20 protein-coding genes are annotated in these 26,003 nt (G+C 63.3%); 10 read left to right on the top strand and 10 right to left on the bottom strand.

All coding sequences use genetic code 11. The features are described from left to right. Positions 1-206 precede the first annotated feature (206 nt). Positions 207-2,429 carry an FUSC family protein gene (locus PIN31009_RS20575; RefSeq protein ID WP_150686034.1) on the top strand — a complete coding sequence of 741 codons (2,223 nt, stop codon included), beginning with the start codon at positions 207-209 and terminating at the stop codon, positions 2,427-2,429. Between the two features lie 69 nt (positions 2,430-2,498). On the opposite strand, the gene PIN31009_RS20570 is transcribed toward PIN31009_RS20575, so the two are convergent. From PIN31009_RS20570 to PIN31009_RS20550, 5 genes are all read right to left on the bottom strand, one after another. After that, entirely contained in the window at positions 2,499-3,137 is a 639-nt protein-coding gene (locus PIN31009_RS20570) for a response regulator (protein ID WP_174996234.1), read from the bottom strand. A 495-nt stretch (positions 3,138-3,632) separates the two neighbouring features. After that, positions 3,633-5,183 (bottom strand): efflux transporter outer membrane subunit, encoded by a 1,551-nt coding sequence (locus PIN31009_RS20565; RefSeq protein WP_425495505.1) that lies wholly within the window; start codon positions 5,181-5,183, stop codon positions 3,633-3,635. Between the two features lie 190 nt (positions 5,184-5,373). Then, a complete protein-coding gene (locus tag PIN31009_RS20560) occupies positions 5,374-8,526 on the bottom strand; it encodes a multidrug efflux RND transporter permease subunit (protein ID WP_150686032.1) in 3,153 nt (1,050 codons plus the stop codon). Next, positions 8,523-11,684: an MdtB/MuxB family multidrug efflux RND transporter permease subunit gene (locus tag PIN31009_RS20555; protein WP_150791433.1), complete on the bottom strand. Its 3,162-nt coding sequence runs from the start codon at positions 11,682-11,684 to the stop codon at positions 8,523-8,525. The genes PIN31009_RS20560 and PIN31009_RS20555 overlap by 4 nt, the downstream gene beginning before the upstream one ends. 128 nt (positions 11,685-11,812) lie before the next feature. Beyond that, entirely contained in the window at positions 11,813-13,186 is a 1,374-nt protein-coding gene (locus PIN31009_RS20550) for an MdtA/MuxA family multidrug efflux RND transporter periplasmic adaptor subunit (protein WP_246185778.1), read from the bottom strand. A 514-nt stretch (positions 13,187-13,700) separates the two neighbouring features. Between PIN31009_RS20550 and PIN31009_RS20545 the strand changes: the two genes are divergently transcribed. Together PIN31009_RS20545 and PIN31009_RS20540 are read left to right on the top strand one after the other, a co-directional pair. Then, a complete protein-coding gene (locus PIN31009_RS20545; protein WP_058375757.1) occupies positions 13,701-14,447 on the top strand; it encodes a response regulator in 747 nt (248 codons plus the stop codon). Between the two features lie 137 nt (positions 14,448-14,584). Further along, on the top strand, positions 14,585-15,859 hold the full coding sequence (locus PIN31009_RS20540) for an ATP-binding protein (protein ID WP_150686030.1): 1,275 nt from the start codon (positions 14,585-14,587) through the stop codon (positions 15,857-15,859). Positions 15,860-16,144: 285 nt separating this feature from the next. Here the strand turns inward: PIN31009_RS20540 and PIN31009_RS20535 are convergent, their stop codons facing one another. Next, on the bottom strand, positions 16,145-16,435 hold the full coding sequence (locus tag PIN31009_RS20535; protein WP_087691420.1) for an H-NS histone family protein: 291 nt from the start codon (positions 16,433-16,435) through the stop codon (positions 16,145-16,147). 911 nt (positions 16,436-17,346) lie between these two features. Between PIN31009_RS20535 and PIN31009_RS20530 the strand changes: the two genes are divergently transcribed. Both PIN31009_RS20530 and PIN31009_RS20525 read left to right on the top strand, forming a co-directional pair. Continuing rightward, entirely contained in the window at positions 17,347-17,967 is a 621-nt protein-coding gene (locus PIN31009_RS20530; RefSeq protein WP_150791432.1) for a GNAT family N-acetyltransferase, read from the top strand. 111 nt (positions 17,968-18,078) lie between these two features. Then, the gene (locus PIN31009_RS20525; protein WP_150686028.1) at positions 18,079-19,461 is read left to right on the top strand and encodes an MFS transporter; all 1,383 of its coding nucleotides are present in this window, start codon (positions 18,079-18,081) and stop codon (positions 19,459-19,461) included. A 39-nt stretch (positions 19,462-19,500) separates the two neighbouring features. Here the strand turns inward: PIN31009_RS20525 and PIN31009_RS20520 are convergent, their stop codons facing one another. The 3 genes from PIN31009_RS20520 to PIN31009_RS20510 form a co-directional block, all read right to left on the bottom strand. Next, a complete protein-coding gene (locus tag PIN31009_RS20520; protein WP_150791431.1) occupies positions 19,501-19,953 on the bottom strand; it encodes a DUF6691 family protein in 453 nt (150 codons plus the stop codon). Beyond that, positions 19,950-20,396 carry a YeeE/YedE family protein gene (locus tag PIN31009_RS20515; RefSeq protein ID WP_150791430.1) on the bottom strand — a complete coding sequence of 149 codons (447 nt, stop codon included), beginning with the start codon at positions 20,394-20,396 and terminating at the stop codon, positions 19,950-19,952. Before PIN31009_RS20515 ends, PIN31009_RS20520 begins: the two co-directional genes overlap by 4 nt. 78 nt (positions 20,397-20,474) lie before the next feature. Further along, on the bottom strand, positions 20,475-20,807 hold the full coding sequence (locus tag PIN31009_RS20510; protein WP_246185777.1) for an ArsR/SmtB family transcription factor: 333 nt from the start codon (positions 20,805-20,807) through the stop codon (positions 20,475-20,477). Between the two features lie 225 nt (positions 20,808-21,032). On the opposite strand from PIN31009_RS20510, the gene PIN31009_RS20505 reads away from it, so the two are divergent. After that, entirely contained in the window at positions 21,033-21,902 is an 870-nt protein-coding gene (locus PIN31009_RS20505; protein WP_087691417.1) for an MBL fold metallo-hydrolase, read from the top strand. A 37-nt stretch (positions 21,903-21,939) separates the two neighbouring features. Here the strand turns inward: PIN31009_RS20505 and PIN31009_RS20500 are convergent, their stop codons facing one another. Then, the gene (locus PIN31009_RS20500) at positions 21,940-22,839 is read right to left on the bottom strand and encodes a LysR family transcriptional regulator (RefSeq protein ID WP_150791477.1); all 900 of its coding nucleotides are present in this window, start codon (positions 22,837-22,839) and stop codon (positions 21,940-21,942) included. Between the two features lie 193 nt (positions 22,840-23,032). On the opposite strand from PIN31009_RS20500, the gene PIN31009_RS20495 reads away from it, so the two are divergent. From PIN31009_RS20495 to PIN31009_RS20480, 4 genes are all read left to right on the top strand, one after another. Continuing rightward, the gene (locus tag PIN31009_RS20495) at positions 23,033-23,431 is read left to right on the top strand and encodes a tautomerase family protein (RefSeq protein ID WP_150791428.1); all 399 of its coding nucleotides are present in this window, start codon (positions 23,033-23,035) and stop codon (positions 23,429-23,431) included. A 225-nt stretch (positions 23,432-23,656) separates the two neighbouring features. After that, positions 23,657-24,031, top strand: a complete 375-nt coding sequence (locus tag PIN31009_RS20490; protein WP_150791427.1) for a YXWGXW repeat-containing protein — start codon at positions 23,657-23,659, stop codon at positions 24,029-24,031. Between the two features lie 258 nt (positions 24,032-24,289). Then, positions 24,290-25,165, top strand: coding sequence for an ABC transporter substrate-binding protein (locus tag PIN31009_RS20485; protein ID WP_150791426.1), 876 nt, complete (start codon positions 24,290-24,292; stop codon positions 25,163-25,165). 114 nt (positions 25,166-25,279) lie between these two features. Then, positions 25,280-26,002: an amino acid ABC transporter permease gene (locus tag PIN31009_RS20480; RefSeq protein ID WP_150791425.1), complete on the top strand. Its 723-nt coding sequence runs from the start codon at positions 25,280-25,282 to the stop codon at positions 26,000-26,002. Position 26,003: the final 1 nt, after the last annotated feature.

Raw genomic sequence — 26,003 nt, 5'->3', positions numbered from 1 at the left:
TTCGCAAGCATAACAAAAGGGCCGCGCCGAGGCCCATCGGAGCCGTCCGAAAAGCCGGGCCTGTCGGGGTCACAGCACAGCCGGGCGGCTCGTGTAACCGGCAGTATCCCCTCTTCGCGCTGCGCGGGCGTTGGGCTAGACTCCTGTCTGCGCCGCGCGCTACCCGCGCACGGCCGGCTTTGCAGCGGAACCCTCGCACCCGACGCATGGACTACCAGACCGATATCAAGAAGTTCTTATATAGCCACTATTTTTTCACCGGCACCCGGCAGGCAGTGGGTGTCGTCTTGCCTGCGCTCGTGCTGTTCTGGGGGCTCGATCAGCACCTGCTCGGCATCGAAGTCGCCTCGGGGGCGTTGTGCGCCAGCGTCGTCGACATCAACGGCCCCCTGCGTCACAAGCACACCGAACTGCTTAGCTGCACGCTGCTCGGCGCGCTGACGGTACTGATCACCGGCATGGCCACCGCGGCCCAGCCGTGGCAGCTCTGGCTCACCACGCTGATTCTCACGTTCGGCCTGTCGATGCTCGTGGTCTACGGCTTTCGCGCCTCGCTGGTGAGTTTTGCCTGCCTGATGATGATGGTGCTCAACGTCGAGGCCGATCTCACCCGGCATCAGGCCGTACTCGACGCCGGGGCCGTATTGATCGGCGGGCTCTGGTACACCTATTTCAGTCTGGTGGTGTGCCGTGTCTGGTGGTTTCGCATCGAACAGCAGACGCTCGCCGAATGTTTCTTCGTCACTGCGCAGTATCTCGAAGCCAAGGCGGCGTTCTACGATTCGTCGACCGATATCGACGATTGCTACCGGAAGTTGATTGCCGCGCAGGTCAACGTGGTCGAGAAACAGCAGGCCGCGCGCGAGATCATTCTGCGCAATCTGCCCCGGCTGCGCACCGGTACGCTGGAACCGCGCCGCACGATGCTGTTCAATCTGTTCATCAACATCGTCGACCTGCATGAGGTGGTGGTGTCGGTGCACACCGATTACCCGATGCTACGCCGCGAGTTCGCCAACGAAGACGTGCTCGTGTTCTTCCGCGACATGGTTCGCAAGATCGCCGTCGAGGTGGACGCCATCGGCTACGCCATCGCCACCAACGAGCCGTCGCGCGCGCAGCGCAGCTGGCGCGCCGAGTTTCGGGCGATCGAGTACGAGATCGAGCTGATGCGCAAACAGCAATTGCCGCAGCGCGCGCCCGAGGCCTATCAGGCCGTGACCAGCACCTTCCGCCGGGTGTGGAGCGCCACGCGCGTGCTCGAGCGCATGCATCGCAATACGAATATCGCCACGGCCGCCTCCGCCACGGAGATGCAGATCGATCAGGCGCTGCTGCGATTCACCTCGCGGCAGAGCTTCTCGCCCAAGCTGCTGCGCAAGAACCTCACGTTCTCGTCACCGAGCTTTCGCCACGCGCTGCGGGTGACGATCGCCATCACGGCCGGGCTCATCATCTGCGAGAACTGGTCGTTGCTCGCGGGGCAGGCGCACAGTTACTGGGTACTGCTCACGATCATCGTGATCTTGAAGCCGGGCTTCAGCCTGACGAAGCAGAAAAACGCCCAGCGTCTCACCGGCACGCTCGTGGGGTGTGTGAGCGTGCTGATCATTCTGTCGTTCGTGCACAAGCCGTGGGTACTGTTCGCGCTGATGTTCTTCTGCATGGTGATGGGCAACAGCCTCTCGCTCTTCAACTACGGCTTGTCCGTGGTGTTCATGTCGTCGTACGTGCTGCTGCTGTTCCACTTTCTGCTGCCGGGCTCGTTGTCGGTGGTGGGCGAGCGCGCCATCGATACGTTGATCGGTTCGGGCGTCGCGCTGGTGTGTTCCTACTTGTTCCCCTACTGGGAATACCGTCTGATGGGCCCGCTGATCCGGCAGGCCGTGCAGTCCACGCGGGCGTATCTCGAGTCGTCCGCCGGCCGCGAAGGCAAGCGCGACGATCTCGCCTATCGCATGGCGCGCAAGGACATGCATATTGCTTTCGGGAATTTTGGTGCAGCCTTCAAGCGGATGATGCTCGAGCCCAAGTCGAAGCAGGTGTCGGTGGGTGAGCTCAACGACCTGCTGGTGCAGAACCATGTGATGGCGTCGTACATCACCGGCATGTCGGATGTGCTGCCGCGTCAGATTGCGGCCGACAAGAGTGGCGAACTGGGGCAAGTGGTATCGGCCATCAGCGACTTGCTGTCGCAAGCGGTGGCCGCCCCGGCCGCCTCAGTGCCGACCGATGCGCAGGCCGCCAGCGAAGCCATGCGCGACTACACGCGGCGTCTCGACGCGCTCGTCGTCGCGCAGGAACAGCAGCCCGATGCGGTCGACGCCAATGTGCAGGAACTCAAACAGGTGGTGCATCAGTTGAAGCAGATGCTCCGCGCGGGCGAGTTGATTCTGCGCGATATGCGCGGAATCCGCCTGCCCGCGTGAGCCTGAAGTTTCCATGGGTGTGGGGGGCACGGGAAGCATGACGCGTGAAGTTTTATTGTTGCGCCGGCATCAGGTGATACCGGTTCGCGTGGCGTAGTGATAGAGATCGACGTCCCGGTCGAGTCCCAGCTTGCGCATGGCGTTGGTCTTCTGTGAACTGACGGTCTTGACGCTGCGGCTCAACTTGAACGCGATTTCGCTGATCGTGAGTCCCGAGACGAAGAGCCGCACCACCTCCACTTCACGCCCCGAGAGTTTCGAGGCATCGGCTTCGGCATCGTCGGCCACCGAATCGTGCAGCCGCGTGGCCAACCCGGCAGGAATGTAGCGGCTGCCGTCGGCCACCACGCACACGATGTCGGCAATGGAACTCTGTTCGTCGAGTTTCGAGAGGATCGAGTGCACGCCCAGCTTGAGCATGCCGCGCAGGATCGCCAGATTCTCCAGCATCGTGACGACGATGATCTTGATATTCGGAAAATACCGGCGCACGTAGCCGATGAGAAATAACCCGTCTTTGAAGTGACCGCCCGGCATCGAAAAATCGGTCACCAGAATGTCGCACGGCGACTTGGCCAACATGCTGACGAGTTCCGACGAATTGGCCGCCTCCCCGACCAGTTGAATCATCTCCCGCTCTTCTAGCAAACGGCGAATTCCGTAACGCACAATCGGATGGTCATCTGCGACCACGACGTTGATTGTCATCGCTGTCCCCCTCCTTGATTTGTCATCTGGCAGAACTGCCGCGGCAACACGGCGCTTCGTGCCTGCCATCGCAGCGAAGTGGGAACATTCTGGCAAAACGATTCGGCCATCCTCGCTGGGAGATCGCCCATAGACAATTCAACCGGGCACCCTTGCTACGCACTGTGGTCAACGCGCGAGACGCCCAGCCACTGCCTCATAGCGAGGTAACGGCTGGCGAAACGCTTGAACACGCTCGCTTGAAGGTGAAATCACTCACGCCCGGCGCCCCCCGCTTTGTGCTACTCGCGTCACACCGGTTCGGACAATTCGCAGCAAGGACTTCCGCGATTCCGAGTGCGAAGTTCGGAAATAGCTCAAACACCAACTCGCAAATCGGTGGGCGGCCCCCGCAGATGCTCGGAAATGACGCATTACGCGGGGCAACGCGTCACCGTCTGCCGGAATGCAAAACGCCGCGCAAGGCGCGGCGTTCGACGATGGCGTGGGAACGAATCAGCCGGCTGACGCGCCGGACGCCGCCCCGGGTGCTGCCGGTGCTGCCGGTGCTGCCGGGGCTGCGGGGGTCTCGGGGGTGTCCGTGACCGCCGGCCCGCCGTCCTCCGGTGGCAAGCCGTGCCAGCCGCCGCCCAGCGCCGTCACCAGCAGCACGTTCGCGGTGAACTGGCGGCCGAGAATTGTCAGCGACGTACGTTCCGTGCTGTACGCAGTGGCTTGGGCTGTCAACACGTTCTGAAAGCTGACGGTGCCCGCCTTGTATTGATTCAGGATGAGCTGCGCCGCCTCGCGCGACGACTGTACGGCCTGCGTCTGCACGGTTGCCTCGCGGCCCAGATAGTTCAAGGCCGCCAGATTGTCTTCGACGGACTGGAACGCGGTGAGCACCGTCTGACGATAGGTCGCCACCTGCGCGTCGTACGCCGCGATGGCCGCGTCGGTTTGTGCGCGGCGCAGACCGCCGTCGAACAGCGTCGCCGCCAGTGCCGGCCCGACCGACCAGAAGCGGCTCGGCAGCGTCAGCCAGTTGGCGAAGCTGCTGCTCTGGAAACCACCGGACGCCGAGAGCGAGAGCGCGGGGAAGAAGGCCGCCTTGGCCACACCGATCTTCGCGTTGGCCGAAGCCACCGCACGTTCCGCCGCCGCGATATCCGGGCGACGCTCCAGCAACTGCGACGGCAACGTGCCCGGCACAGCGGGCAATGCTGCGCGCAGCGGCGCCACGGCCAGCGAGAATGCCGCCGGTGCCTTGCCGATCAGCAACGCGATGGCATGTTCCAACTGCGCGCGCGTGACTTCGATATCGATCGCCGACGCCTGCGCCGACTGCAATTGCGTCTGCGCCTGAATCACGTCGGAGCGCTGCGCCACACCGACGGCGTATTGGTTCTGCGTAAGCTTGAGCGTCTGTTCGTAGGCCGCAACCGTCCGGTCGAGCAGCGCTTTCTGGGCATCGGTCACCCGCAGATCGAAATAGTTCTGCGCCAGCAACGCTTGCGCCGACAGGCGCGCATTGGCCAGATCGGCGGCACTCGCTGCCGCGCTCGCATCGCCCGATTCGACCGAGCGGCGCACGCTGCCCCAGATATCCGGCTCCCAACTGGCCGTCCCCGACAGGCTGTAGCTATTCGAAATACCGCCCGCGCCCGAGCCGCTCACTGCCGTGTTGCTCACGCGTGAGCTGCTGCGCGTCAGGCTCGAATTGGCCTCGATCGTCGGGAAAAACGCCGAACGGGCCTGCGAGGCCACCGCCAGTGCCTGACGGTAGTTGGCCTCGGCGACCTTGATGTTCTGGTTGTTCACGTCGACCTGCGCCATGAGGTCGTTCAGCACAGGGTCTTGATAAATCGCCCACCACTCGCCCTTGGCCGCAGCGTCGTTCGGTTCGGCCAGCTTCCAGTCGCCGGTTTCCTTGAACGCGGCCGGGGTGTCCATCTCGGGGCGCACGTAGTCGGGCCCGACGGCGCACCCCGCCAGCCAGAGCACAGCGCTCGCAGCGAGAAACGCGGCCGTACGGCGTGTGCGCAACGATGCCCCCGCACGCCCCACGGCAGGGTGGCGGGCAGCGTTGACTTGACGATTCAGGGTACGAGGCATGGCACGGGTCGGCCCATCGGCCGAGACAGGAGAGTCGGATTCGGAAAAGATCACGGACGCCGCACGTGGCACGGCCAGCATCGGCAGCCAGCGAAGCGAATGCAGCGAATGCAGCGAAAGCACTGGCCGGTTGAAGCTGCGATCAGCCATGGCCCACCTCCACGTCGCCGTGGCCGCGCGCACGCCAGCGCGCCCAGCGCAGGCGCACCCGGTCGAGATACAGGTACACCACCGGCGTCGTATAAAGCGTGAGCACCTGACTCACGAGCAGACCGCCCACGATCGAGATACCCAGCGGCTGGCGCAGCTCTGCGCCGTCGCCCGTGCCCAATGCGAGCGGAATGGCGCCGAGCATGGCGGCCATCGTCGTCATCATGATCGGACGGAACCGCAGCACGCACGCGTGAAAGATGGCATCGCGCGGCGCCATGTTCTGACGCCGCTCCGCATCGAGCGCGAAGTCGATCATCATGATCGCGTTCTTCTTCACGATACCGATCAGCAGAATCACGCCGATGAGCGCGATGATGCTGAACTCCGTATTAAAGAGCAGCAGCGCGAGCAAAGCGCCTACGCCCGCCGAGGGCAGCGTCGAGAGAATGGTGAGCGGGTGGATGTAGCTCTCATAGAGCACGCCGAGCACGATATACACCGTGAGCAGCGCCGTCAAAATCAGGAACGGCTGCGACGAGAGCGCCGACTGAAACGCCTGCGCCGTGCCCTGAAAACTGCCGTGCACGGACGTCGGCATGCCCAGACGCGCCACCGCGTCGTTGACCGCCGCCTGCCCCTGCGAGAGCGACACGCCCGGCGGCAAGTTGAACGAGATCGTGCTCGCCGCAAACTGCCCTTGGTGCGAAACCCCCAGCGCCGTATTCGTCGGCCGATACTTCGCAAATGCCGACAGCGGCACCTGCGCACCCGCCGAGGTCACCACGTAAATGTCTTTCAGCGACTCGGGGCTCTGCCACCACTGCGGGGCGACTTCCATCACCACTTTGTACTGATTGAGCGGGTTGTAGATGGTCGATACCTGCCGCTGGCCGAACGCGTCGTTCAGCACGTTATCGATCTGACTCATCGACAAGCCCAGCCGCGACGCTTGATCGCGATCGACGTCGAGCGTGGTTTGCAGCCCCTTGTCCTGCTGGTCGGTGTTCACGTCGGCCAGTATCGGCAGCCGCGACAGCGCGTTACGCACCTTCGGCTCCCACTCGCGCAACTGCTGCAAGTCGTCGGCCTGCAACGTGTATTGGTACTGTGCGTTGCTGGAACGCCCCCCCACCCGGATGTCCTGCACCGATTGCAGATAGAGCTGCGCGCCCGGCTCCTTGGCCAGCTTGATCCGCAGGCGCGCAATGATCTGATCGGCCGAGAGCTTGCGCTCGGACAACGGCTTCAACGTGACGAACATCGAGCCGCCGTTGCGATTCGAGCCGCCGGTAAAGCCGGTCACCGTCGCCACGGCCGGGTCGGCCTGCACGATCTTGATGAAGTCGGCGAGCTTCTTTTCCATCGCCTGAAACGAGATCGCCTGATCGGCCTGAATGAAGCCGATCATCCGCCCAGTGTCCTGCTGCGGGAAGAAGCCCTTGGGCACCACGGTGTAGAGCCAGACGTTCAGGCCGATGGTCGCGAACAGAATCACCAGCATCAGCGGCCCGTGGCGCAACGCCCACGTCAGCGACCGTTCGTATTCGCGCAACATGCCGTCGAACATGCGCTCGGTCCAGTTGCCCATGCGCGTCCAGATCGACGGCCGGCGCGGCGGTTCGGTCGCGAGCGGTGCCGCGCCTTCCGGCACGCCCGGCGCCGCGCGCCCTTTGAGCAGACGCGCGCACATCATCGGCGTGGTCGTGAGCGACACCACCAGCGAGACCATGATGGCGGCCGAGAGCGTGACCGCAAACTCGCGGAACAGCCGCCCGACGATCCCGCCCATGAGCAGCAGCGGAATGAACACGGCCACCAGCGAGATACTCATCGACAGCACCGTGAAGCCCACTTCCCGCGTGCCCTTGAGCGCCGCCGCGAAGGGACTCAGCCCTTCTTCGATATGCCGCGAGATGTTCTCCAGCACCACGATAGCGTCATCGACCACGAAGCCTGTCGCCACCGTCAGCGCCATGAGCGAGAGGTTATCGAGGCTGAAGCCGCACAAATACATCACACCGAACGTGCCGATCAGCGAGACCGGCACGGCCACGCTCGGAATCAACGTCGCACGCCAGTTCCGCAGGAAGACGAACACCACGCCGATCACGAGCGCAATCGAGATCAGCAACGTGCGCTCCACTTCGCGCAACGATGCACGAATGGTCGGCGTGCGGTCCATCACCACATCGAGATTGATGGCAGCGGGAATCGACGCGCGCAGGTTCGGCAGAATCGCGTTGATGCCGTCGACCGTCTGGATGATATTGGCGCCCGGCTGCGTCGTGATGATGAGCAGCACCGACGGCTTGCCGTTGGCCGAGCCCGCATTGCGCACGTCTTGCACCGAGTCGACCACGTCGGCAATGTCGGCGAGCCGCACCGGCCGGCCGTTCTGATAACTGACGATGACGGGCAGGTATTCCTTGGCCGTCTTCGCCTGATCGTTGGCCAGAATCTGCCAACGGCGGTCGCCGTCTTCCAGCGCGCCCTTCGGCCGGTTGGCGTTCACCGACTGAATCGCCGTGCGCACCGACTCGATAGGAATCTGATACTTGTTGAGCGCCGTCGGGTTGAGTTCGACACGCACCGCCGGCAGCGAACTGCCGCCCACAGTGACGTCGCCCACGCCTTCCAACTGCGAAATCTTCTGCGCGAGAATCGTCGACGCGGCGTCGTACATCTGCCCGCGCGTCATGCTCTCGGACGTGAGCGCAATGATCATCACCGGCGCGCTGGCCGGGTTCACCTTGCGGTACGTCGGGTTGCTCGGCAGACCGGTGGGCAGCAGACTGCGCGCCGCGTTGATGGCCGCCTGCACGTCGCGCGCCGCGCCGTTGATGTCGCGGCTCAGGTCGAACTGCAGCGTGATACGCGCCGACCCGAGCGAACTGTTCGAGGTCATTTCCGTCACGCCAGCGATACGGCCGAGCGAACGTTCGAGGGGCGTCGCCACGCTCGCCGCCATCGTCTCGGGGCTGGCGCCCGGCAACGAGGCCGACACCGAGATCGTCGGAAAGTCGACCTGCGGCAACGGCGACACCGGCAGCAGCCCGAAGGCGACGATGCCCGCGAGCGTGACGCCGATGGTCAGCAGGACTGTGGCGACCGAGCGCCGGATGAAGACAGACGACAGGTTCATCGCGTCTGACCGTCCGGGGTGTCGCTGACGGCATGGCCGCCGTGGCCACCATGGTCGCCATCATCCGACGGACCGAAGCGCCGCTCGCGCCATTGACGCGCACGCATGGCCAGACGATCGAACCACAGGTAGATCACCGGCGTGGTGAAGAGCGTGAGCACCTGACTGACCATCAGGCCACCGACCATCGTGATACCGAGCGGCTGACGCAGCTCCGAGCCGACGCCCGACCCGAGCATCAGCGGCAGCGCGCCGAGTACGGCGGCCATCGTCGTCATCAGAATCGGGCGGAAGCGCAGCAGACACGCCTGATAGATCGCCTCGCGCGGCGCCATGCCGTGCTCGCGCTCGGCCTCCAGCGCGAAGTCGATCATCATGATGGCGTTCTTCTTGACGATACCGATCAGCAAGATGATGCCGATGATCGCGATGATGCTGATGTCGTTACCCGAGACCATCAGCGCGAGCAACGCGCCCACGCCCGCCGACGGCAGCGTCGACAGAATGGTGATCGGGTGGATGTAGCTCTCGTAGAGCACGCCCAGCACGATGTACATCGTCACCACGGCGGCAAGAATCAGCCACAACGTGTTCGAGAGCGACGCCTGAAATGCCTGTGCTGCGCCTTGGAAGGTGGTTTGCGTGCTGATCGGCAGGCCGATGGACGCTTCGGCCTCGCTGATCGCCTTGACCGCGTCCCCCAGTGAGGCGCCCTTGGCGAGGTTGAACGAGATCGTCGCGGCCGGGAACTGGCTCTGGTGGTTGATCGCGAGCGGCGTGGGCTTCTCGGTGATCGTCGCGAACGACGACATCGGCACCTGCACGCCGGTGTTCGACGCCACGTAGATACTCTTCAACGCATCGGGACCACGCTGGAATTCGGAGGACACCTCGAGCACCACACGATACTGCGACGCCTGCGTGTAAATCGTCGAAATCAGCCGCTGGCCGAACGCGCTGTACAGCGTCTGGTCGACGGCTGCCGGGGTCACGCCGAGGCGGCTTGCCGTATCGCGGTCGATCTCCACATACGCCTGCAAGCCATTGACCTGCAAGTCGCTCGTCACATCGGCCAGCAACGGCACATGTTTGAGCTTCTCGACGAGTTTGGGCACCCAGATGCCCAGCGTGTCCAGACTCGGGTCCTGCAACGTGAACTGATATTGCGTGCGGCTGATACGGTCTTCGATCGTCAGATCCTGCACCGGCTGCATGTACAGCGCGATGCCCGGCACGTGCTCCAGTTGCGGTTGCAAGCGGCGAATGACGGCCGAGGCATCGAGCCCTCGCACATCCTTGTCTTTCAAATTGATCAGCAAACGGCCGCTGTTGAGCGTGGCGTTCACCCCGTCGACACCGATGAACGACGACACCGATTCGACCGCCGGATCTTTGAGCACTTCGTTCACGAGCGCCAGTTGGCGTTCACCCATGGCGGCGAACGAAATCGACTGCGGCGCTTCCGAAATCCCCTGAATCACGCCCGTGTCCTGCACCGGGAAGAAGCCCTTGGGCACCCACAGATAGAGCAGCACCGTGAGCACGAGCGTGCCGAGAGCGACAAACAGCGTCGCGGTCTGACGGTCGAGCACCCACGTGAGCCACTCGCCGTACTTGGCGATGATGCGGTCGAACATCTCGCCGGTCTTGCGGTAGAACTTGCCCTGCTTCTCGTCAGGCACATGGCGCAGCAGCTTCGCGCACATCATCGGCGTGAGCGTGAGCGAGACCACCGCAGAGATCAGGATCGAGACCGCCAGCGTGACGGCGAACTCGCGGAACAGCCGGCCCACCACGTCGGCCATGAACAGCAGCGGAATCAACACGGCGATCAGCGAGAAGGTCAGCGAAATAATCGTGAAGCCAATCTGCTCGGCGCCCTTGAGCGCCGCCTGAAGCGGCTTTTCGCCCTGCTCCAGATAGCGCGTAATGTTCTCGATCATCACGATGGCATCGTCGACCACGAAGCCCGTGGCAATCGTCAGCGCCATGAGCGTGAGGTTATTGATCGAGAAGCCCGCGAGATACATCACGCCGAACGTGCCGATCAGCGAGAGCGGCACCGCCACGCTCGGGATGATGGTGGCCGAGACGTTGCGCAGGAAGACAAAGATCACCATCACCACCAGCGCGACGGCGAGTATCAGTTCGAATTGCACGTCGGCGACCGACGCGCGAATCGTCGTCGTACGGTCGGTCAGCAGCTTCATGTCGACGCTGCCGGGCAGCGCGCCCTGCAACTGCGGCAGCAGCGCCTTGACCTTGTTGACCGTCTCGATCACGTTGGCGCCCGGCTGGCGCTGCACGTTCACGACGATGGCCGGCGTGGTGTCGGCCCATGCGGCGAGCTTGGTATTTTCCGCACCGTCGATCACGTCGGCGATGTCGGTCAGCCGAATCGGGCCGCCGTTCTTGTAAGCGATGACGAGATTGCGATATTCGTCGGCCGATGCCAGTTGATCGTTGGCGTCGATGGTCGAAGCGCGCAGCGGGCCGTCGAAACTCCCCTTGGCCTGATTGACGTTGGCTGCCGCGATCGACGTGCGCACGTCTTCGATGTTCAGGCCGTACGACGTAATGGCGCGCGGATTGACCTGAATACGCACCGCCGGACGCTGGCCGCCCGAAATGCTCACGAGGCCGATGCCCGGCAACTGCGAGATCTTCTGCGCCACGCGCGTGTCGACCAGATCCTCCAGCTTGGGCAGGGGCATGGTCTTCGACATGATCGCCAGCGTGACGATCGGGGTGTCCGCCGGGTTGACCTTGTTGTAGATCGGCGGCATCGGCAGATCGCTCGGCAGCAGGTTGCTGGCGCTGTTGATCGCGGCCTGCACCTCCTGTTCGGCAACGTCGAGCCCGAGATCGAGCGAGAACTGCAACGTAATCACCGAGGCGCCGCCCGAACTCGTCGACGACATCTGGTTCAGGCCCGGCATCTGGCCGAACTGGCGCTCGAGCGGTGCCGTGACCGAGGACGTCATCACATCCGGACTCGCGCCCGGGTAGAGCGTGACGACCTGAATAGTCGGATAGTCGACTTCCGGCAGTGCCGAGATCGGCAACAGCCGGTAGGCGACAAAACCGGCGAGCAGAATCGCCAGCATCAGCAGCGATGTGGCAACCGGTCGGAGAATAAACGGGCGGGACGGATTCATTGGCAGCGTCGGGGGAGCATCTCTATGGGCGGCGTGCGGGCGGGCACCGGCATTGGCGCGGTGCCCGCGTATTCGATCAGCAGGGGCGGCAAGGGCGGCGGGGGCAGCAGACTCACGCTTGCCGCACCTTACTGCGCCGGACGGCGATGAGCGCCATTGCTGTTACGCTTCTCGCCCGGCTGGCGCGGTGCGGTCGCCGCAGCACGGCTCTCGGCCGTAATCACTTCCACCTTGGCGCCGTCGCGCAGCTTGTCCATACCGTCGATCACGAGCTTCTCGCCCGGCTCCACACCCGACTCCACCGCGACGTTGGTGCCATCGGTCGGCCCGAGCTTCACGGTCTTGAGTTTGACGGTCTGGTCCGGCTGCACCGCATAAACGAAGCTGCCTTGCGTGCCACGCTGCACCGCTGCGCTTGGCACGAGCGTTGCGTCCTTGAGCGTATCGACCAGCATCTTCACGTTGACGAACTGATTCGGGAACAGCATGCCTTCGGTATTGGCAAACGCGGCCTTGAGCTTGACGGTGCCCGTCGTCGTATCGATCTGGTTGTCGATGGAAGCAAGCTTGCCGGTGGCGAGCTTGATCTTGCCCGCCCGGTCGAATGCGTCGACCGGCAGCGTCTCACCGGCCCGCGTGCGCTTGACCACGCGCGGCAGGTTGTCTTCAGGAATGGTGTAGACGACGGTGATCGGCGTGACTTCGTTGATGATCACGATGCCGTTGGTGTCGGACGCATGAATGATGTTGCCCGGGTCCACCTGACGCAGGCCGGCCAGCCCCGAGACCGGCGCGGTGACGCTGGCGTAGTTCAATTGCAGGCGGGCGTTGTCCAACTGGCCCTGATCGGACTTGACGGTGCCTTCATATTGTTTGACGAGCGCGCGCTGGGTATCCACGGTCTGCGAGGCAATCGAGTCCTGCTTGAGCAGCGTCTCGTAGCGGGCCAGATCGAGCTGCGCATTCTTGAGCAGGGCCTGATCGTGGGCGAGCTGGCCTTCCTGCTGGGTCACCACCACCTGAAACGGCCGCGGGTCGATCTCGGCGAGCAACTGGCCTTCCTTGACCATGTCGCCTTCCTTGAAGTGCACCTTCATCAACTGACCGTCCACGCGCGAATGCACGATGACGCTGCGGGTCGGGGTTACGGTGCCCAGCCCGTTGAGGAACACGGGCAGGTCGCCCTTCTTCGCATCCACGGCGGTCACCGGCGTGGCCGGCATGCCGCCAGCGCCTGCCATACCGGCGGGCGGGCCGCCGCGGCGTCCGCCCTGCTGGGCCGGCCCTTGCGCGTTCTGGGCCTGCAAGCGGTAGTAAACACCGCCCGCGATCAACACCAGAATCAGCCCGATCACGCCCGGCACGAGCCAGCGGCGCTTGCGCGAGGCCGGTGGGGTTGCCCCCATGTCGCGGCGCGCCCCGGCTGCGGGGGACGTGGGCGGCACTGACGAACGACCGGAATCGTTCGGTTGGTCGGAACCGTGGGGACCGTGCTCGGTCATGACTTCCTCGTTACAACGGAGTGTTTAGCGGATTCGTCCGGTGCGGACGACGTTATTTTTTCTGATTGCTGCGGCGCGGCAAGCTGGCCCGGGGGGGCTCCCCGCCCCTATGCCTCGCCGAAATCGGTGGATCAGCATAGCAGACGGACGTGACACCTTTATGGGGCGGGACCAAAAAGCGCGTTATGCCGTAAGGGACCCGATACACGGGAGATGGTTCGCTGTCCGGCGATGCTTCGCAGACCTGCTTATTCCCGCGTGCCGCGCCTCGCAGTGCCTGACCGCAGCGTTCTCCTCGCCCACTTGCAAAAGGCGTGCAAGGCGAGAAAGTGCGGTTGGGTGTGCATGGAAGAGGTGATGCGCAGACAGTGCGAAGCTTAAATGATGTTCGCGGAAGTGCGCGGTTTTCGTGCGCGGACGGCACAGGCTCTATTATTACGCATGATTACAGGTGACCAACACTGTAATGCCCGGAAACAAAACGCGTGCAAAGCCGCACGGGGAGGCCACTATCATGACGACACAACCTGTCAGAACGAATATGAAGATTCTTGTTGTCGACGACGATCCCGATCTGCGTGACCTGCTGCGTGAATATCTCAGCCGTCACGGCTTCTCTGTTGCTGTCATGCACGACGGCGACGGGCTGGCCGCGCGCCTCGAGCGAGAGCGCCCTGCGCTGATCGTGCTCGACCTGATGATGCCGAAGGTCGACGGTCTGACGGCGCTGCGCGATCTGCGCGCACGCAACGACGACGTGCCGGTCATTCTGCTCACCGCGCGCAGCGACGAAATCGACCGCATCGTAGGGCTCGAGATCGGTGCCGACGACTATCTCGGCAAGCCGTTCAGCCCGCGCGAGTTGCTCGCCCGTATCAACGCGGTGCTGCGCCGGCGCAAGTCGCCCGACGCCGCCGTGCCCGAGCAGCGCGAGAACTACACGTTCGGGCCGTTCGTACTGGACTTCCGCAGCCGCACGCTCACACGCGATGCGCAGTTGCTCACGCTCTCCGACGGTGAGTACGGGTTGCTGCGCCTGCTGGTCAATCACGCCATGCAGGTGCTCTCGCGTGAACGCATCATCGAATTGCTTTACGGCGCCGACAGCGACGTGAACGATCGCGGCATCGACGTGCAGATCTGGCGCCTGCGCCGCCTGCTCGACGAAGACGCTCAAAGCCCGCGCTTTATCCAGACCGTGCGCGGGCGCGGTTACATCTTCGTACCCGACGGCCAGCGGGCCGACATGGCAGCCGGCTGATGCGCCGGGACCCGGGTCGGGTGTTATACCGGCGTCGCACGCTATTTCCCGAAGTCTTTCGTTGGAAGGGCTTCGCTCACCGGTCTGGCAAGGACTCCGGCAATGTTGTTAACCCCGGGCCACATGCGGAGCCCCGCATGAAAGGCCGTTTCGACACGCTGTTTGGCCGTCTGGCGCTGCTCATCATTGCCGCGCTGGTCATCAGCCATTTCTCTTATCTGACGATCCTGCGCAGCGATCACGACGATACGCGCGTACAAAACGCCGCCGAACAGATGGCGTTCATCATCAAGGCAGCCGCCGAGGTCCACGATGGTCACTCGGAGCTCATGCTGCCCGACCTCGTGCAGGTGGTACCCGCTACGTTTGCCCATGGCGACGTGTTCGAGCCGCCCAGCAAGACCCAGCGTCTGACCACGGAACTGGCGCGCCGCCTGCCGGCCGGCACCCAGTTGCGCGTCGAACGCACCCCGCCGCCGCGTATCTGGGCACGTTTGCCGGGCCGCGATTACTGGATTGCCACGCCCGTGCTGTCGGTGCGTAACCCGCCCGGCACCGCCACGATCCTGCCGGGTCTCGCGGCGGTGCTCGGCATCACGGTCATCTTTGCGCTCTTTGCCGCGTGGCAATTGCAGCGCCCCGTGCGAGATATGGCAGCGGCCGCCGAGCAACTGGCGACCCATCGCATCCGCACGCCGGTCAAGGAACGTGGCCCATTGGAAGTTCGCCAGCTCACCGAGCGCTTCAATCGCATGAGTCACGACATCGTGCAGACCGATCGCGAGCGCAATACGATGCTCGCCGGGATTGCCCACGATCTGAAAACGCCGCTCGCCCGGCTGCGCCTGCGTGCCGAGATGATCGACGACACCCAGATGAGCGAAGGCATCACGCGCGACGCCGAGTCGATGACCCGCATCGTCGATCAGTTCCTGCTGTTTGCACGAGGCATCGAGTCGGATAGCGCCGCATCACCGGTGGAAGCGCGCATGCCCTCGCTGATTCAGCCGTTCCTCGATCAGGGCTACGCGATCGAGCTGGATCTTCAGGCCGGCCCGGGCTTCAAGCTCAAGCAGACCTATCTCGAACGCATCGTCAACAATCTGCTCGACAATGCCGTGTCGTACGGGCGGGCGCCGATGGCGATCCGCACGTCGCAGGACGCGAGCGGCTGGCAACTGGTCATCGAAGACAGCGGGCCCGGCATTCCCAATGAAGACATCAACCGGATCATCCGCCCCTTCGTACGGCTGGACCCGGCGCGCGGTGGTAACGCGCACTGCGGGCTGGGGCTGGCCATCGTCGACAAGCTGACGCAGCAACTGGGCGGGCGTGTCTCGTTCAGCAATCGCCCGACGGGCGGGCTGCGCGTCACGTTAATGTTCCCGCCGGACGATCCGGGCGCGGCTTAATCCTGTAACGCCCCGCAAGATTCGTTTGAAACACCCATGAAAAAACCCGCCGTCCAGCGTTGGACGGCGGGTTTTATTCATTACGGGCACTGCATCACATCAAGCCACAGCCAGGCGATCCGGGATGGGGGGCAATACAACTACTGGGCTGCTGCTTTACTGCTCACAGGGACACGTTGGAGATGGCTCAGCGCGATGTTTCTTGTAAGACACCGCAATGATGCTTCGCCCCGCCTTCCCTGGCATGTGACCGGCAATGCCTGTCCGGCAACGACACCGGCGGCCTTACTTGATCAGGAACTTCTCTTTGTTCTTGCCAATCCACTTGGGTGCGCGACCGCGGCCCGACCACGTTTCGCCCGTTGCCGGATTCGCATACTTAGCAGCGAGCGGCGCGCGTGCTGCGCGGCGACGGCCATCGGTCGTGGCAAGGCCCAGGTCCTTGGCGGTCAACTCGTACTCTTGAATCTTCTGCTTGAGTTCTGCAATGACTTGCGAAACTTCCTTGGCGCGAGCTTCGTCCGCTTGCTTTTCAAGCTTCTCGATCTGCGCGCGAATTTCCTTATAGTTTGCCATCTGGCGTGTCCTTACATTGTTAAAATGGATCGCCACTTAAAATAGCACGAGTTTTAACAAATTGAAAACAGCATTTCCGATGAATGAGTCTGTGCCAGCACAAATCGCATTGAATCTCGCGAACTCAACTTCAGAATATGCACAGAATCAGGGCATGAATCCCGGAATTTCCCCAGCATTTCCCCCTTCATTACCCCCGGCTAATGATGTTCATTGCCACGCAATCTGGTGGGAATAGCGAAACAGGTCGTCAGGACTCCGCATTGCCTGAGCCGCTGCGCAACATTCGGCAAGACTTCGTAAGGATTCGCAACAAAACCCCATGGACCACAACACAGACCGGCATTCCCAATAAAACGCAGCCCAAAATATACGATCACAAATATTTAAGAGCGCGCCGATTAGTCTGTTATCCAAAACACTACTGACATTCGGGGATTTCACATCGGCGTAGCGCAATTTCCGGATAAGCACTACGGTGAATTCGCGCAAGCGATTGGTTGAGATTCAGGCCACGCGTGATGGGTGACATGAAAACAGGTGGTACGCGTTCAACGGAATGAACACCGGCGCAATATCTGCCGATCGCTTCCATGAATTGCGCAACAAGCCATGCTGCGTCGCGCCATCGATAAATCGGGACAGAAATTCTTTCGTTAACGTATACGTCAATTCGCTATTGCGCACCCATGCATCAATGTCATTTCCCCGTCCGCGCCGGTTTCCGTAAGATGAGAAATGCCGTGAATGCCGATTTTCCCTCGGAATTCTCCTGAATGCCCATCAGGTAAGGCTGAGCGTCGATTTCGAGGGTTGGCATTTGCGCGTTTAGAATTAAGCAAATGACGAATTCCCGCCCTTGGTAACTCGGCAACGGATTTCTGCCGCTTTCATTGATTCGCTCAATTCGCATGACAACTTCGCCCTCCGCACCGGCGCTGCCCGAGCGCCACGACACGACGCCGGTCACGCTCACGACCGCACGCACCGTACTCCGCCCATGGCGGACGGACGATTTGGCTGCGTTTGCCGCCCTGAATGCCGACCGGGAAGTCATGCGTCACTTCCCGACGACGCTCGACCGCGCCCAAAGCGATGCCGTCGCGCAGCGCCTGCGCAACCATATGGAAACCCACGGCTTCGGTCCTTGGGCGCTCGAAATTCCGGGCGTGACGCCATTTGCGGGGTTCGTGGGGCTCATGCGCGTTGGATTCGACGCGCCGTTCGTCCCTGCCGTGGAGATCGGCTGGCGACTCGCCCGGCCGTGGTGGTCCAACGGCTATGCCAGCGAAGCGGCCCGCGCGGCCGCCCATTTCGCGTTTAATGTGTTGCAACTCGACGAGTTGGTGTCGTTCACCGTGCCGGCTAACGTGCGCTCGCGCGCGGTCATGACGCGCATCGGCATGCGCCATTGCCCCGACGAGGACTTTCTGCACCCGCTGATTCCGCCGGGTCACCGGCTGCGCCGTCATGTGCTGTATCGCCTGAATGCCGACGAACTGCGTCAAGCCATGCCGCCAGCGTCAGCCTGACGCAGTGACGTCGATTGGCGGCGCACAAGCGGTCGGCGTCGTCTTAGCGATTGAAGGCGACACGCGCGTTATGGGACAATCCATCTCTTTGCGCCAGCCGTCCCCCCCATCGTGTCGCGCGCCGTCATTATTCCGCTCATCATCGCTTGCGCCCTGTTCATGGAGAACATCGACGCAACGGTGATTACCACCTCGCTGCCAGCCATGGCACGCGACCTGCACCAAGATCCGATCTCACTGAAGATGGCGCTCACCGCCTACGTGGTGGGGCTGGGTATTTTCATTCCGATCTGCGGCTGGGTCTCCGACCGTTTCGGCGCACGAAACGTTTTCCGCACCGCTATCGGCATCTTCATGGCGGGATCGATCCTGTGCGCCCTGTCGTTCTCGCTGCCGACCTTCGTGTTTGCGCGCTTCCTGCAAGGCGTGGGCGGCGCGATGATGGTGCCGGTCGGCCGGCTCGTCATCTTCCGCGCCGTGCCCAAGCACGATCTGGTCAAGGCGATCGGCTACCTGACCATGCCCGCCCTGCTCGGCCCGGTAATCGGCCCGCCGCTCGGCGGCGCGATCACCGCCTATCTGCACTGGCGCTGGATCTTCTTTATCAATATCCCGGTCAGCCTGTTGGGGATTTATCTCGCGGGCAAGTACATCGATAACGATCGGGGCGGCGATGCCGGCAAGCTCGACACCGTCGGGTTCGTGCTGTCAGCGCTCGGCAGCGGCCTGTTGATGCTGGGGCTCGCCATGATCGGCGAACATCAGGTGCCCGACAGCGTCGTCATCGTCATGTGCGTGCTGGGCGCCGTCTTTCTCTACGGCTACTGGTGGCACGCCAATCGCACCGAAGCGCCGCTGCTCGACTTCCGGCTGCTGCGCATTCCGACTTTCCACGCGAGTGTGGTGGGCGGCTCGCTGTTTCGCATCGGCTTGGGGGCTGTGCCGTTTCTGCTGCCGCTGGCCTTGCAGGAAGGGCTGCATATGGACCCGTTCGAGTCCGGCATGATTACCTGCGCCTCGGCATTCGGTGCCATTTTCATGAAGGCCATTGCGCAGCGCGTGCTGGCACGCTTCGGTTTCCGGCGGGTGTTGATCGTCAATGCGGCGCTCGCCGGACTGGCGCTCGCCTCCTACGGCCTGTTCACGCACAACACGCCGGTGCTGGTGATGTTGGGCGTGGTGGCATTCGGCGGCTTCTTCCCGTCGTTGCAGTTCACCTGTCTGAATTCGATCGTGTATGCCGACATCGCGAGCGGCGACGCCAGCCGGGCGACAAGCCTCGCGAGCGTGATTCAGCAGTTGTCGCTGGGTCTGGGTGTGACGATTGCCGGGATGGTCTTGCAGGCGAGCAGCCGGCTCGCGGGGCATGAGCAACTGACGGCCAGTGATTTCCTGCCCGCGTTTCTCGTGATCGGGCTGTTCTCGTGGCTCTCGATTCCGGTCACCCGCCGCTTGCCCGCCGATGCGGGCACCGAGCTGGCAAGGCGGCACTGACACGCACGGCGCCGGGCACGGAGGACATCCGCTGCCCGGTCAGTGCTTCGCCGGCGCCGCCGGTGCCGTGTGTTTTGCCGCCCTCGCGGGCAACATCGCGTGAATCGCCATCCCGGCGAGCATCGCCACGACAAACGTCAGCCCCTTGCCCGAGCCCGCGCCGAGCAACACGAGCGCCGGCCCCGGGCAGATCCCGGCAATCCCCCATCCGATACCAAACACCAGCGCACCAAGCACCAGACGCTTGTCGATGCCGTGCAGATTCGGCCATGCGCGCGGTTCGCCCGTCCATGCCATCGGCTGCGCACGCGCCAGCCGGAAGCCGACCAGACCGACCGCAATGGCACCGCCCATCACAAACGCGAGCGACGGGTCCCAGCGCCCGGCGATATCGAGAAAACCGAGGACTTTCGCCGGGTTAGCCATGCCGGCGAGAATCAGGCCGAGACCGAAGATCAGCCCGCCGGCGAACGCGAACACGAGCTTCTTCATGCGGCACCTCCGACATGCAGCACATGGCGCACGACGAACACCGTGAGGAAGCCCGTCACCATGAAGCACAGCGTGGCGGCCAGCGATCGCCACGATAGCCGCGACAACCCGCAGACACCATGACCGCTCGTGCAGCCCGAGCCGAGCCGCGTGCCAAAGCCGACGAGCAAGCCCGCCCCGACCAGCATGGCGAAGCTCGCATCGATCTGCGCTTCGGGCACGACCGCCAGCAGGCGATAGACCCAAGGGGCTGCCATCAGTCCGACGATGAACGCCAGCCGCCAACCGATGTCACCGGCACGTGGGCGCAACAGACCACCGACGATGCCGGAAATCCCGGCAATGCGGCCATTGGCGAGCATGAGCCAGACGGCGGCCACGCCGATCAGTACGCCACCGGCCAGCGCAGTCCACGGCGTGAAGTGAAGAGTATCGAGGGTCATGGGCAGTCGGTCGGACAGAGAGAAAGCAAATGACAGGGGGCAGGCGGCAGGAAGGCGGACAACGAACGCTTCACCGGCTCACGTTTTCGGGCAGAACTGATCGTAGAGGCAAGACAGCACCGCCAGCACCGTGGCGTCGCCGACCGCGTAATAGATGCGCTTGCCGTCGCGTCGCGTGGTAACGAGTTGCTCGGTGCGCAGTACGGCGAGTTGTTGCGACAAGGTCGGTTGCCGGATATCGAGCTGCGATTCCAACTCGCCCACAGACCGCTCGCCTTGGGTGAGCTGGCACAGAATCAGCAACCGGTCTTCATTGGCCAACGCCCGCAACAGCTTGGTCGCGTCGCGCGCGGCACTGCGCAGGCGCGCGACATCCAACGACGCAGCCGCGCCTTGACCCTCCGCGCTCACGGATCTCACAGATTTCGCGGCTATGGCAGGTACGGCGGCAAGTAACGCATCGGGAGCGTCTGGTGTGTCAGAAGCGTCGTCGTGCAGGGGTGACGAAGTGGCACGTGGCATGGCAGGATCGAGGCAATTCGAGGGCGGACGCCGCGCGACGCTATGTCACGCATATCGCGTACACTTTACTCGTTTATAATATATCAATCGATAAACCTTTGCAGGAGCCCGGCCATGTCAGCCACCGCAGCCCACATCGAAGCCTTTTTCGACACCGGCACCTCGACGGTGACCTATGTCGTATTCGATGCGCCGGGCGGTCGCGCCGCGATCATCGACCCCGTGCTCGACTACGACCCGAAGGCGGGCCGCACGCACACGGGCTCCGCGGAGCGCGTGCTCGATTTTCTGAAGGCGCAACAACTGACGGTCGACTGGATTCTGGAAACACACGCCCACGCCGATCATCTGTCGTCGGCGCGCTGGCTCAAGGAGCGCGTTGGCGGGCGCATCGCCATCGGCGGGCATATCCGCGACGTGCAACACGTTTTCAAGAAGCTGTTCCATCTGGGCGCCGACGTGCCGCCCGATGGCTCGCAGTTCGATCACCTCTTCGACGATGGCGAGACGTTTGCCATCGGCAATCTGCAAGCCGAAGCGATGTTTGTCCCCGGCCATACGCCGGCCGATATGGCTTATCGCGTCGGCGATGCGGTATTTGTCGGCGACACGCTCTTCATGCCCGACGTCGGCACGGCGCGCTGCGATTTCCCCGGTGGCAATGCGCACACGCTCTATCGTTCGATCCGCCGTCTACTGTCGCTGCCCGAAGCCACGCGTCTGTATATGTGCCACGACTACCCGCCGGCGAGTCGCGCGGCGAACTGGCAAACGACGGTCGGCGAGCAGCGCCGCGCGAATATTCATGTGCATGACGGCATCGACGAAGACGCCTTCGTCGCCATGCGTGAAGCCCGCGACCGAACGCTCGACATGCCCACGCTGATCTTGCCCGCCGTGCAGGTCAACATTCGCGCTGGCGACATGCCCGCGCCCGAGTCCAACGGCACGCGCTATCTGAAGATTCCGATCAACGCGCTGTAACGCGTCCCGTAGTTCATCTTGCAATTCATCCTGTAAGTCATGCGCTCAACGCGGCTGGCGCGGCAAGCTGCGACGCCAGCGCCTGACGCGCCTGCGTGACCCAATCGGGCTCACCCCGGCGCGCGGGCAACAGATGAAACTCCGCTTCGGGCAGCTTAGGCAAGCGCCGCCCGCTCACCAGCTTGTCGATCCGCATGAGCGACGGCCCCGCCGCCGACGCGTTCAGACACGCCACCCCGAGTCCTGCACTCAACGCCAGCTGCAACCCCGCCACCCCCGACGCCACATGCGCAATCGTGTACGGCACGTGATGCGTGTCGAGCCATTGCGTGGTGAAACGATGCAGCGCACAGGTATCCGGCAAGACAAGCAACGGTAGTGGCGCATCGGCATCGAGCACGAAGTCCGGTGCGGCCACCCAGTCGAGCGATTCGCGCGAAAGTGCCTGCGTACCGGCAACGCCATCGCGACCGAGCGACTTGCCGAGAATGCGCATCGACACCCCGATATCGAACTCGCCCGTGTCGTAACCCGTTTCGATGATGCCGCTCTTGAGAATCGTCACGTGAATGCGCAGCGCCGGGTACACCACGCCCAGATGCCGGAGCATGCGAGCGACTTCCCCCGGGCGGAAGTAGTCGGTGATGGCCAGCCGTAGTTCGCCTGACAGCGAAAAGCCGCGCACGTCGTGCCATGCCTGCTCACTGTGCGCGAGCAACTGCCGCGCGTGCCCCAGCAGGCGCTCGCCGGCTGCCGTCGGCGCCACCCCCAGCTTGCCGCGCGTGAACAGCGTCACCCCGGCGCGCGCTTCCAGCTTGCGGATCTGCTCGCTGACCGACGATTGCGACAGAAAGACAAGCGGTGCGGCCGCCGACAGGCTGCCGGCATCCGCGACCGCGACAAAGGTGCGCAACTGATCGAAATCGAATCCCGGCAGCATGTTTCACCCATTTGATAAACCGATAGATTGCATCGTAAATTCCCGCTTTTCCGATGTCAACCGAGACCCTAGACTGAAGTCACGCTTTTCAGGCGCCCGAACGCGGCCAACCGCGGGGACCCACCCCGGAACCGCCCCCGGCGCCAACACTTTCGTCACTCACTTTCGTCACCACTTCAGGAGTCTCGTCATGCCCCATCTCGTTCTGCAACTCTCCGGCACGCCCAACGACAAAGTCACGCGCGAAGCCGTGCGCGCCGTCTCGCAACTCACCGTCGACGTGCTCCACAAAGCACCCGACGTGATCGCCGTCACCGTCGACTACATTCCTCACGAACGCTGGTTCATTGGCGGCGCGCCACTCTCGGAGCAAGGCAAAAACGCCTTCCATCTGGATATCAGCGTGACCGACGAGACCAATACGAAAGCCGAGAAAGCGCAGTACATCGCACAGGTGTTCGAGACGCTGTCGGGGTTGCTCGGCAACGTGCACGCGTGCTCGTACATTCACGTGATCGACGCGCGCGCGGCCGCGTACGGTTACGGTGGCCGCACGCAGGAATTCCGGCATCAGCACAGCGCGAAGTAAGTTCGGATAAAAGTGCAGATAACGCTCACTATCGTGTCCACCGGCGGGCAATGCCGACTGCCCGCCGGTTTCGCAAAAACATCGTAAAGCCGCTGTTCATGCGGCTTTTCGACCAACAGAACGAAACAATTCCAACACTTTCTTACGACTATTAGCTTCGTTATTCGCCACATCACCTCGTACGATGAAAGCGCACTCAAAGACATCGCTTTCAAGGGGGCGAATATGAAAAAACTGACTCTTACCATCGCGCTCGTTGCTGCCACGCTTGGCGGTATTGCCGTGGCACCGGCACACGCCCAAGTGGGCGTTTCGATCAGCATCGGCGCACCGCCGCCGCCGCGTTACGAAGTGGTGCCGGCGCCGCGTCCCGGCTATGTGTGGGCACCGGGCTTCTGGGATTGGGACGGCCATCGTCACGTGTGGTCGGGCGGTCACTGGGAACGTGAGCGTCCGGGCTACGCCTATCGTGCACCGGTCTGGCATCAGGGCCCGCATGGCTGGGCGCTCGATCGCGGCGGCTGGGGCCATGGCCAGGGACCGGATCGTCATGATGACCGCGACCGCGATCACGACCATCGTTACGACCACCACGGCTGATCGTCCGGCCGTATGGCGAGCGTGACCATCGGCACGCTCGCCTTGCCGTTCGATACGAAACACCCCGCACGCCGGCGCTTATCTGCGCCGGCGTTTTGCTAAGAAAAATCGATTGGTTGGGCGCGCCTGCGAGCCCCGTTATCGTGTGAAACCCGCTCGCCACTATCCGTGACGAGTTACCGCCGAATTCTGTCCGGAATATCCCCGGCGGTATCGAGTGAAGGTTTTACGCGTTTTAAAAACGGAGCCCATCAGGCCATGCAAAACAACAATCGCACACCACGCGCCAGCCACACCCAGCACACCCAACGCCGCCAGCGCGGCCGCAGCTCGGTCTTCGCCGCCGCCCTCCTCTCTGCCGTTGCCCTGCTGCCGCTCGCGGCGCATGCCGACAAGCTCGACGACATCAAGAAGGCCGGCGTGCTGCGTGTCGCCACGTTCGACAGCAACCCGCCGTTCGGCTACGTCGATGCGAAGTCGCACAAGATCGTCGGCCTCGATGTCGACTACGCCAAGGCCATCGCCGACAAGCTGGGCGTAAAGCTCGAACTGCAACCGACGAACCCCGCCAACCGCATCCCGTTCCTGACGTCGAAGAAGGTCGACCTCGTGCTCGCCAACTTCACGATCACGGACGAGCGCGCCAAGCAGATCGATTTCAGCATTCCGTACTTCTCGTCGGGCCAGCAGTTCCTCGCGAAGAAGGGCACGCTCTCGTCGGCAGATCAACTGAGCAAGCTGCGCGTGGGCGCCGACAAGGGCACCACCAACGAAATCACGCTGCGCGAGAAATTCCCGAGCACGACGATCGTGGCCTTCGACGACACGCCGTTCGCCTTTGCCGCCCTGCGCGCCGGCACCGTGCAGGCGATTACGCAGGACGGCCCGAAGCTGGTCGGCCTGCTCGCCAACGTGCCCGACAAGCAGAACTACGAAATCCCGGCGTTCACGATCTCGAACGACTACATGGGCGTAGGTGTGCCCAAGGGCGAAGAGCGCCTGACGGCCTTCGTGAACGACACGCTGCGTGGTCTGGAGAAGGACGGTACTGCCGTCAACATCTACAACCGCTGGTTCGGCCCGCAAACGTCGCAGCCGCTGCCGCGCCTGTTCAAGATCGGCGACAAGGTCTGAGTCTGGTACCGCCAGCAATACCGGCGGTGACCCCGCAGTGACCCGCCCGCCAGCCGGGGTACAGGAGGATGCGTCCTCATGTGCCCCGGCGTTTTTGCTTGGACATCCCTTGTCATGATCGATTGGCTCGCCCCGAAATACCTCAGTTGGCTGCTGCACGGCTTCGTCGTCACCGTCGCGTTGGCCGCCGTGGTGAGCGCCGCCGCCACATGGCTCGGCTTCGGGCTCGCGCTGGCGCGCAACTCGCGCAGCGCGCTGTTTTCACGCCCTGCGGCAGCATTTGTCGCACTCATGCGCAACACGCCGCTGCTGGTGCAGCTGTTCTTCTGGTACTTCGGCGTGGCTGCGCTGTTACCTGCGGGTGTTGTGGCGTGGCTCTCGCAGCCCCACGCGCGGCATCTGGTGCTGTTCGACATTCGGTGGCCCGCGCTTGAGACGCTTGCCGGCTTCGTCGGCCTCACGCTTTACACCACCGCCTTCATCGGCGAAGAAATTCGCGCCGGGTTGCGCGGCGTGCCTGCCGGTCAGACGCACGCGGCCGCCGCGCTCGGGCTGAGCCGCTATGCCGTGTTCCGGCACGTGGTGTTGCCGCAGGCCGTGCGTATTGCGCTGCCGCCGCTGTTCGGCCAGTACATGAATGTGGTGAAGAACTCGTCGCTCACGATGGCTATCGGACTCGCCGAGCTGTCGTATGCGTCGCGTCAGGTCGAGACCGAGACGTTCAAAACGTTTCAGGCGTTCGGCATTGCCACCCTGCTCTACGTTGGCGCGATTGCCCTGATCGAAGCGGTCAGCCTCGCGACCACGCACCGCCATGCGGCGGCTCCTTCGCGCTGAT

The sequence above is a fragment of the Pandoraea iniqua genome, assembly GCF_902459685.1.
In the GTDB taxonomy this organism is placed as follows: Bacteria; Pseudomonadota; Gammaproteobacteria; order Burkholderiales; family Burkholderiaceae; genus Pandoraea; species Pandoraea iniqua.
Note: the sequence above shows the minus strand (reverse complement) of the source record. Positions and strands in the feature narration are given on the sequence as shown.